This is a genomic window from Kluyvera georgiana ATCC 51603, from assembly GCF_001654985.1.
Lineage (GTDB): Bacteria > Pseudomonadota > Gammaproteobacteria > Enterobacterales > Enterobacteriaceae > Kluyvera > Kluyvera georgiana.
Genome location: NZ_LXEU01000009.1, coordinates 34565 through 43017 on the forward strand (window position 1 = coordinate 34565; position 8453 = coordinate 43017).

An 8453-nucleotide genomic window follows, 5' to 3' on the forward strand; every position below is an offset into this window, starting at 1 on the left:
CAAAGATTTAACAATTAAATATCAAATCAACGTACAAATATTTCGATTATGTTTCTTGGATGTTATTTTGTGCTCACAGGTGAAAATAAACCCTACTTTTCCTGTGGCTATAGCTTAAGGACATCCTATGAAAACCTCTTTCTTCAAAAGCCTCTATTTCCAGGTGTTAACGGCGATAGTGATCGGCGTGTTGCTCGGTCACTATTACCCGGAATTGGGCGCACAAATGAAACCGCTCGGCGATGCCTTCGTCAAACTGATTAAAATGATTATCGCGCCGGTTATCTTTTGTACCGTAGTAACAGGGATCGCTGGCATGGAAAGCATGAAAGCGGTTGGCCGCACTGGCGCAGTGGCGTTGCTGTACTTTGAAGTGGTCAGTACTCTCGCCCTGATTATCGGCCTGATCATTGTGAACGTGGTTCAACCCGGCGCCGGGATGAACGTTGACCCGGCGACGCTGGATGCCAAAGCGGTCGCCATGTACGCGGAACAGGCGAAAGATCAAGGGATTATCCCTTTCCTGATGGATATCATTCCATCGAGCGTGATCGGTGCCTTTGCCAGCGGTAACATCCTGCAGGTGCTGCTGTTTGCGGTGATGTTTGGCTTTGCGCTGCACCGTCTGGGTAACAAGGGCCAGCTGATTTTCAACGTTATTGAAAGCTTCTCGCAGGTCATCTTCGGTATCATCAACATGATTATGCGCCTCGCGCCTATCGGTGCTTTCGGCGCCATGGCCTTCACCATCGGTAAATACGGCGTGGGGACGCTGGTGCAGCTGGGGCAGCTTATCATTTGCTTCTACATCACCTGTATTCTGTTCGTGGTGGTGGTGCTGGGTTCTATCGCCCGCGCGACCGGTTTCAGCATTTTCAAATTTATCCGCTATATCAAAGAAGAACTGCTGATTGTGCTGGGCACCTCTTCGTCGGAGTCCGCGCTGCCGCGTATGCTCGATAAAATGGAGAAACTGGGGTGCCGTAAATCGGTGGTGGGTCTGGTTATTCCTACCGGTTACTCATTTAACCTCGACGGCACCTCGATTTACCTGACGATGGCGGCGGTGTTTATCGCCCAGGCGACCAACAGCCATATGGATATCTTCCATCAGGTGACGTTGCTGGTGGTGCTGCTGCTCTCCTCGAAAGGGGCGGCGGGAGTGACCGGCAGTGGATTTATCGTGCTGGCGGCGACTATCTCTGCGGTGGGCCATTTACCGGTTGCCGGTCTGGCTTTAATTCTGGGTATTGACCGCTTTATGTCCGAAGCGCGCGCGCTGACCAACCTGATTGGTAACGGCGTGGCGACTATCGTGGTCGCGAAACGCGTGAAACAGCTGGACGCTCAACAGTTGGACGACGTGCTCAATAACCGTCCGACTGCGAAAAAACCGCACGAATTATCCTCTTAATCCTCCCACTTACGCCCGTACTCCCTTGCTGGAGTGCGGGCTCCTGCGCATAATTAGGCGGCGTCATGAATGGGCTATGCTAGCCTATGGCTGTCGTGCATTTTATTTTTCCGAGCCATGTGACGTTTTTGCGATCGTGTGGTCTAACTGACGTATTTACTTCATTATTTTAGGCGATCGCCCGATGGCGGTTGTCTTTGTAACCAGGAACGTTCATCAGGGGTTCACATGCAGGGCACAACAATTCGACTTTTAGCCGGTGGTTTGCTGATGATGGCAGCGGCCAGCTATGTGCAGGCAGAAGCGCTCCAGCCGGACCCGGCCTGGCAACAAGGTACGCTGTCTAATGGCTTCCAGTGGCAGGTACTTGCCACGCCGCAGCGCCCGAGTGACCGTGTAGAAATCCGGCTCTCTATTGATATTGGTTCGCTGAATGAAAGCGCTCAGCAGACCGGCTTCAGCCACCTTATTCCTCGTATCGCGCTGACCCAAAGCGGCAGTCTGCCAACCATGCAGGCGCGCTCGATGTGGCAGCAGGGTATTGACCCAAAGCGCCCGCAGCCTCCCGCGGTCGTCTCGTATGATTACACCCGTTTTAACCTGAGTCTGCCGAACAACCGTAGCGATCTGCAAAAAGAGGCGCTGAACTGGCTGGCCAGCTCGTTGGGCAAACCGAACATCACCCAGGAAAGCGTCAATTACGCGCTAGGCGTGCAGGATATGGTCGCGACCTGGCCGCAGGATACCAAAGAAGGCTGGTGGCGCTATCGTCTTAAGGGGTCGACGATGCTGGGCCACGACCCGGCGGAACCGCTGAAAATGCCGGTAGACGCTAAACAGGTCGCCGAGTTCTATCAGAAATGGTACACCCCGGACGCGATGACGCTGATTGTGGTAGGCAACGTCGACAGTCGTGCAACGATTGAACAGATTAGTAAAGCGTTTGGCGAACTGAAGGGCAAACGTGAGATGCCGGCAGCGCTGCCGACGCTGTCGCCGCTGCGCCCGGAGGCGGTCAGCATTATGACCAACGCGGTCCGTCAGGATCGTTTATCCATCATGTGGGACGCGCCGTGGACGCCTATCCGTGAGTCGGCAGCGCTGCTGCGCTACTGGCGCGCCGATCTCTCCCGCGAGGCGCTGTTCTGGCATGTTCAGCAGAAGCTGAGCCGAACCAACACCAAAGATATCGGGCTGGGCTTCGACTGCCGGGTACTGTACCTGCGTGCGCAGTGCGGCATCAATCTTGATTCGCCGGGTGAAAAGCTGGAGAGCAATCTGGGGCTGGTGGCGCGAGAGTTGGCTAACGTTCGTGATAATGGGCTACCGCAGGATGAGTTCGATGCGCTGGTCGCGCAGAAAAAGCTGGAGCTGCAAAAGCTGTTTGCGACCTACGCGCGCATGGATACCGACGTGCTGATTAGCCAGCGTATGCGTTCGCTGCAAAATCAGGTGGTGGATATTGCGCCAGAGCAGTACCAGAAATTACGTCAGAGCTTCCTCGATTCGCTGACGGTGGAAATGCTGAATCAGGATCTGCGCCAGCAGCTGTCGCAGGATATGGCGCTGATTTTACAGCAGCCAACCGGCGAGCCCGAGTTCAACATGAAGGATCTCCAGGATACATGGAGTAAGATCATGTTGGCGTCGAAGCCAGAAGCAGCGGCAGTGGATGACAGTCATCAGGATGTGACGGATATTCCACCGGCGCAGTGATTTGCCCGGTGCGAGCCCCCTCACCCTAACCCTCTCCCCAATGGGGAGAGGGGACCGATCGTGCAAATGCTGATGCCCGCCTTTCTCCCTCGCCTCTTTGGGGAGAGTGGGCCGAGCGTGCAAATGTTGACGTCTGCCTTTCCCCCTCGCCCCTTTGGGGAGAGGGCCGGGGTGAGGGGAAAACTCCGCTCCCAGCCTCCAGACGAAAAAAAACCTCTCCCAACCGGAAGAGGTTTTTTTGTCTCTGCTGCCTTACGCCGGCATGGCCTCGCGCGGAATAATCGCCCCACGATGCTGAATCACGGTGCTCGCCGTCAGGTGGCCGCGTTTCGCCGCTGCCGCCGCATCGCCGCCGGTCAGGCGCACGGACAGGTAGCCCGCGCTGAAAGAGTCGCCAGCGGCGGTGGTATCAACCACTTTCTCTTTCGGCAGTTTAACCGCCGGCACGTCAACCAGTGCTTCACCTGCGATGGCTACCAGGCAGGAGTCTGCGCCGCGTTTCACCACCACTTCGCTCACGCCAGCGGCCTGAGTACGGGCAATGACTTCTTCAACCGGCTTCTCGCCCCACAGCGCGTCTTCGTCGTCGAGGGTCAGGAAGGCGATATCGGTGCATTGCAGCATCTGCTGGTAAACCTGCTGCGTCTCTTCTTTGCTGGCCCACAGGCGCGGACGATAGTTGTTGTCAAAAATGACCTTACCGCCGTTCGCGCGACACTGCTTCAGCAGCGCCAGCAGTTTCTCGCGGCTGGCCGGGCTTAAAATCGCCAGGCTGATACCGCTCAGATAGAGGTAGTCAAAGCTCGCCAGCTGTTCGCAGATAGCGGCGGACTGCTCGCTCTCCAGCCAGAATTTAGCGGCGGCTTCGTTACGCCAGTAGTAGAAGGTACGCTCGCCGGTGTCATCGGTTTCGATGTAGTACAGGCCCGGCATACGGTCGCTCATGCGTTGAATCAGGTCGGTTTTGACATTCTCTGCCTGCCAGGCGTCCATCATCTGCTGGCTGAAGGTGTCGGTACCCAGCGCGGTCACGTAGTTGACGCTGAGTTCTGCAGGGGAGACCTGACGCGCGATATAGACGGACGTATTTAAGGTGTCGCCGCCAAAGCCGCGGTTAACTTGTGCGCCCTTCTCGGACAGTTCAATCATGCATTCGCCAATCACGGCAATTTTTTTGGACATAGTCATCAACCTGATTCGGTAAATTTTTCGTAGTGTGCGCTGTGGCTAATCGATGGTCAACTATATTAAAACAACGTTCCATTATTTTTTTTGAGCTAGCGCGTGTTACGACGTATTTGTCGTCAATACGGAAAAATAAAATGCCCACGTTGGACATAAAGTTCTCAATGGCTACGCCGATAACCTTAACACCAGACCCTCAGACCCTCTATTCACAGGAAGCTTAAATGACGTTAAAGCAGGTGAGCCAGCGGGCGAGAGTTCCTGATACGGAGCTAGAAAGCCTACAGCAGCTGCGTTATTGGCAAGAGTGTGAGCGCGTCTATACCTACCAGCCTATCTACACCACGCAAGGCCGCCTGATGGCGATCGAAGTGCTAACGATAGTGACCCATCCCTCTCAACCGCAAAAACGTATTGCCCCGGATCGTTACTTCGCCGCAGTCTCTATCGGCCAGCGGATCCACGTCATCAAAGAACAGGTGGCGATGCTGGCAAAAAAGAAACAATTTTTTGAACAGAATAAGGTGCTGGCGTCGGTTAACGTCGATGCGCCTACGCTGCTGGAAATGCGCCAGGACCGGATATTGAGAACGATGATTGAAACGCTGCCGTGGCTGCGCTTCGAACTGGTAGAACATATGCCGCTGCCGCAGGACTCTTCGGTGGCCTCGCTGTGTGAATTCGGCCCGCTGTGGCTGGATGATTTTGGTACCGGGATGGCCAACTTCTCGGCGCTGAACGAAGTGCGCTATGACTACATCAAGGTGGCGCGCGACCTGTTCATAATGCTGCGCAAAACTCCGGAAGGCCGTAAGCTCTTCATCCTGCTTCTGGAGCTGATGAACCGCTACTGTGAAGGGGTGATCGTGGAAGGCGTTGAGACGCTGGAAGAGTGGCGTGAAGTGCAGCAGTCGCCAGCGCATGCGGCGCAGGGCTATTTTCTTTCTCGTCCAATACCCTTTGCCCATCTTGAAGAGGTATTTTTGTCCCTCTGAATCAGGCTGTTTCCGGTAAATCCATCTGTCTGGTCTATCTTTAGGACAGGCAAGGGAAGAAGCGAGGAAGCAGAATATGACCAGAGCAGGCAAAATTACCGCCGGAGTAGCAGGGACTTTCTTGTTGTTGATCGTCGTACTCATCGTGGTGATAGCGACCTTTGACTGGAACCGACTCAAACCGACCATCAACCAGAAAGTCTCTACAGAACTTAACCGTCCGTTCGCTATCCACGGTGATTTAGGCGTGGTGTGGGAGCGCCAGAAGCAGGAAACCGGCTGGCGAAGCTGGGTGCCGTGGCCGCACGTCCATGCGGAAGATATTACGCTCGGCAATCCGCCGGATATTCCCGGTAACACGATGGTCCATCTCCCCCGCGTGGAAGCCACGCTCGCGCCGCTGGCGCTGCTGACCAAAACCGTCTGGCTACCGTGGGTTAAACTGGTAAAACCCGATGCGCGGCTGGTTCGACTGTCAGAAAAAAACAATAACTGGACCTTTAATCTCGCCGGGGACAAACAGCCAGACCCTAACGCACAGCCCTCCAGTTGGTCTTTCCGCCTCGACAATATTCTCTTCGACCAGGGGCGGATTGCGATTGATGACAAGGTTAGCAAGGCGGACATTGAGATCCTCGTCGATCCGCTGGGCAAGCCGCTGCCGTTTAGTGAGGTGACGGGCGATAAAGGTAAAAACGAAAAATCCAGCGTTGAAGATTACGTTTTTGGTCTGAAGGCGAAAGGGCGCTATAACGGCGAACCGCTGAGCGGCACGGGGAAAATTGGCGGCATGCTGGCGTTGCGCGGCGCGGATGCCTCGTTTCCGGTGCAGGCCGATTTCCGCTCCGGGAATACCCGGGTAGCGTTTGCCGGGGTGGTGAACGACCCGATGAAGATGGGCGGCGTCGACCTGCAGCTGAAATTCTCCGGCGATTCGCTGGCGGATCTGTATGACCTGACCGGCGTGCTGCTGCCCGATACGCCGCCGTTTGAGACCGACGGTCGGCTGGTGGCGAAAATTGATACTGAAAAGTCATCGGTCTTTGACTACCGCGGCTTTAACGGACGGATTGGCGACAGCGATATTCACGGTTCGCTTAGTTACACCACCGGTAAGCCGCGTCCGAAGCTGGAGGGCGATCTGGAGTCGCGCCAGCTGCGGCTGGCGGATTTAGGCCCGCTGATTGGCGTCGATTCTGGCAAAGGAGCAGAACAGTCGAAGCGTGCAGAGCAGAAAAAGGGCGAGAAAAGCATTCAGCCAGCCGACAAAGTGCTGCCGTATGACCGCTTTGAAACCGATAAATGGAACGTGATGGATGCCGACGTCCGCTTTAAGGGGCGGCGTATTGAGCACGGCAGCAGCCTGCCGATTAGCGATCTCTCGACTCACATCGTGCTGAAAAATGCCGACCTGCGTCTGCAGCCGCTGAAGCTTGGCCTGGCGGGCGGTAGCGTCAACGCCAACATTCATCTGGAAGGGGACAAAAAGCCGATGCAGGGGCGGGCGGATATTCAGGCCCGCCGTCTGAAGCTAAAAGCGCTGATGCCGGACGTTGAACTGATGCAGAAAACGCTCGGCGAGATGAGTGGCGACGCCGAGATCCGGGGTACCGGTAACTCCGTGGCGGCGTTGCTCGGCAACAGCAACGGCAATCTGAAGCTGCTGATGAACGACGGTTTAATCAGCCGTAACCTGATGGAGATTGTGGGGCTGAACGTCGGTAACTTTATTGTCGGGCAGATTTTTGGCGACGATGAAGTGCGGGTGAACTGTGCGGCGGCTAATCTTGATATCGTTAACGGCGTGGCGCGCCCGCAGATTTTCGCCTTTGATACCGAAAACGCGCTGATCAGCATTAGCGGCACGGCGAGCTTTGCCTCTGAGCAGCTGGATTTAACGATCGACCCGGAAAGCAAAGGCATACGCATTATTACCCTGCGCTCGCCGCTGTACGTGCGCGGTACCTTCAAGAATCCGCAGGCCGGAGTGAAGGCGGGGCCGCTTATCGCCCGCGGCGCAGTCGCCGCCGCGCTGGCGACGCTGGTCACGCCGGCCGCCGCGCTGCTGGCGCTGATTTCCCCCTCCGAAGGCGAGGCAAACCAGTGCCGAACGATTCTGACCCAGATGAAGAAGTAAGAAGGAGCAGGCCGGATAGGGCGCTGTTGCGCCACTATCCGGCAAATCCATGACAGTGACTAATGGCGTGTCTCATGGGTTAACAGCAGGATGTAGGCCGGATAAGGCGCTTGAGCGCCGCCATCCGGCAAATACGCTACAGTGACTGATGGCGTGTCTCATGGGTTAACAGCAGCGCAATCAGCGTGAGCGCCGCCATACAAGCCAGATAGATGCCAACGGCGGCCAGCCCGTAGTTCGACTGCAGCCATGCTGCGATATACGGCGCGACCGACGCGCCCAGAATCGACGACACGTTGTAGGAGAAGGAGGCTCCGGTATAGCGGACTTCCGTCGGGAACAGCTCCGGCAGCAGCGCCCCCATTGGGCCAAAGGTTAGCCCCATCAGGCTCAGGCCGACCAGCAGATACAGCATAATCAGCGCCGGGTTCCCGGAGCCCAGTAGCGGCTGGAAGAAGAACAGCGCGAAAATAATAATCAGGCTGGTAATGACGATCATGCTTGGGCGGCGACCAAAACGGTCCGCCAGCAGGCCCGCGATTGGCACCATTACGCCAAAGCCAATCACCGCAAGCATCAGCATCCACAGCACTTCGTTACGCGGCAAACCCAGACCGTGTGGCACGGCGGCGGTGCTGTAGGTCATCGAGTAGACGGTCATGATGTAGAACAGCGTATAGGTTGCCAGCATGATAAAGGTACCGAGTACCGTCACGCGCACGTGTTTGCTGAGCAGCGTGCCCATCGGCACTTTGACCTGTTTCTTCGCGGCGGCCACTTTGGCGAATACCGGCGTTTCATGCAGCGACACGCGAACGTACAAGCCAATGATCACCAGCACTGCCGAGAAGATAAACGGCACGCGCCAGCCCCAGGTCATGAACTGCTCGTCGGTCAGCAGCCAGGAGAGCAGCAGGAAAGTGCCGTTCGCAAAGAAGAAGCCAATCGGCGCGCCCAACTGCGGGAACGAGCCGTACAGCGCACGCTTACGCGGCGGGGCGTTCTC

At 56.3% G+C, this 8453-nt stretch carries 6 protein-coding genes; 4 read left to right on the top strand and 2 right to left on the bottom strand.

The genetic code is table 11. The annotated features are described in order from the left end of the window. Positions 1 to 127: 127 nt before the first annotated feature. Entirely contained in the window at positions 128 to 1414 is a 1287-nt protein-coding gene (locus tag M989_RS01800) for a dicarboxylate/amino acid:cation symporter (protein WP_064541219.1), read from the top strand. 228 nt (positions 1415 to 1642) lie between these two features. After that, positions 1643 to 3130: a M16 family metallopeptidase gene (locus M989_RS01805; protein ID WP_064541222.1), complete on the top strand. Its 1488-nt coding sequence runs from the start codon at positions 1643 to 1645 to the stop codon at positions 3128 to 3130. A 252-nt stretch (positions 3131 to 3382) separates the two neighbouring features. Here the strand turns inward: M989_RS01805 and kdgK are convergent, their stop codons facing one another. Further along, the gene (gene kdgK / locus M989_RS01810; protein ID WP_064541226.1) at positions 3383 to 4312 is read right to left on the bottom strand and encodes a 2-dehydro-3-deoxygluconokinase; all 930 of its coding nucleotides are present in this window, start codon (positions 4310 to 4312) and stop codon (positions 3383 to 3385) included. 227 nt (positions 4313 to 4539) lie between these two features. Here kdgK and pdeH point away from each other — a divergent pair, with 227 nt between their 5' ends. Together pdeH and M989_RS01820 are read left to right on the top strand one after the other, a co-directional pair. Continuing rightward, the gene (gene pdeH / locus M989_RS01815; protein ID WP_064541229.1) at positions 4540 to 5310 is read left to right on the top strand and encodes a cyclic-guanylate-specific phosphodiesterase; all 771 of its coding nucleotides are present in this window, start codon (positions 4540 to 4542) and stop codon (positions 5308 to 5310) included. Between the two features lie 76 nt (positions 5311 to 5386). Beyond that, positions 5387 to 7447 carry an AsmA family protein gene (locus M989_RS01820; RefSeq protein ID WP_064541232.1) on the top strand — a complete coding sequence of 687 codons (2061 nt, stop codon included), beginning with the start codon at positions 5387 to 5389 and terminating at the stop codon, positions 7445 to 7447. Between the two features lie 136 nt (positions 7448 to 7583). Here M989_RS01820 and M989_RS01825 read toward each other — a convergent pair. Continuing rightward, positions 7584 to 8453: MFS transporter (locus M989_RS01825; protein WP_064541235.1), on the bottom strand; the 870-nt coding region annotated here is incomplete at its 5' end.